At 74.6% G+C, this 1,167-nt stretch carries 2 protein-coding genes; one reads left to right on the top strand and one right to left on the bottom strand.

Features of this window, described 5'->3' with window-relative positions; translation table 11 throughout:
• Positions 1–110: 110 nt before the first annotated feature.
• Positions 111–773: a nitroreductase family protein gene (locus ACYVE9_RS27645; RefSeq protein WP_461030626.1), complete on the bottom strand. Its 663-nt coding sequence runs from the start codon at positions 771–773 to the stop codon at positions 111–113.
• A gap of 101 nt (positions 774–874) precedes the next feature.
• Here ACYVE9_RS27645 and ACYVE9_RS27640 point away from each other — a divergent pair.
• Positions 875–1,167, top strand: a 293-nt coding sequence (locus ACYVE9_RS27640; protein ID WP_461030625.1) for an RNA-binding S4 domain-containing protein, incomplete at its 3' end; no start/stop codon positions are given.

Here is a 1,167-nt window from a genome sequence, read left to right as displayed (position 1 = left end):
TCGACGCCCGGGAGGCCCGCCGCGAGGCGGAGGGCGCCGCCGCGAGCGCCTGACCGCCTGACGGTCCGGCTGTGGCGTCCGGTCGGGGCCTGCGGGCCGCGGTCGGCGCGCTACAGCCGGACCATCACCTCGTCCAGTTCCTTGCGGCGCAGGTCCGGCACCCGCGCACCGGGCGCCGGATAGCCGACCGGTACGACGTAGGCCGCCCGTTCCTCCGACGGGCGGTCGCAGACGTCGTTGAGGAAGCGCATCGGACTGGGCGTGTGGGTGAGGGTGGCGAGCCCCGCCTGGTGCAGGGTCGCGAGCAGCAGCCCGACGGAGATGCCCACCGACTCCTTGGTGTAGTACGGCCGCGGGCTGTGCGGCCCCCGGTGCACCTCGAAGACGACGATGACCACCGGAGCGGTCTCCAGGAAGGGCTTGCGCCAGTCCGTGCCCAGCGGGGCGAGCGCGCCCAGCCACTCCTGGGAGGCCCGCCGCTCGTAGAACTCGCGCTCCTCGGCCTCCGCGGCCTCCCGCAGCCGGCGTTTGCGGTCCGGGTCGGTGAGGACGACGTACCGCCAGGGCTGGACGTGGGCGCCGCTGGGCGCGGTCGCGGCGGTGCGGATCGCGCACTCCACCACCCCGTCCGGGATCGGCCGGGGGGAGAAGTCGCGGACGGTGCGTCGCTGCGCCATCGTGGCGTGGAACCGCTCGGCGCGGTCGGCCGCTTCGTGGGCGGGGACGACCGGCAGGGCGAGGGGAACGGTGGGATGTGCCGTGGTGTCGACCATGTCCGCAGCACAGCACGACGGCCACCGGAGGGGAAGCCCCTCACTGTCGGTGACCACCCGCAGCGGTGCGTTTCGGCCGTGCGGGGCTCTAGAGTCGGTGCATGGCAGCAGACGAGGAATCCGCCAGGGTCGACACCTGGATCTGGTCGGTCCGGCTCGTCAAGACCCGTTCCCAGGCCGCCGCGGCGTGCCGGGCGGGCCACGTGCGTGTCAACGGCGAGCGGGTGAAGCCGGCCCGGCCGGTGCGCCCCGGCGACGAGGTGCGGTTGCGTCAGGCGGGGATCGAGCGCGTGGCGGTCGTCTCGCGCATCGTGCGCAAGCGGGTCGGCGCTTCCGTGGCGGTGCAGTGCTTCGTCGACAACAGCCCGCCGCCACCGCCGCCGCAGGCGGTCGC

It is taken from the genome of Streptomyces sparsus, from assembly GCF_054776295.1.
Note: the sequence above shows the minus strand (reverse complement) of the source record. Positions and strands in the feature narration are given on the sequence as shown.

Bases quoted from the DNA above. Each gene is read 5' to 3' on its own strand.
- ACYVE9_RS27645 (WP_461030626.1), bottom strand. From the start codon at position 773: ATGGTCGACACCACGGCACATCCCACCGTTCCCCTCGCCCTGCCGGTC.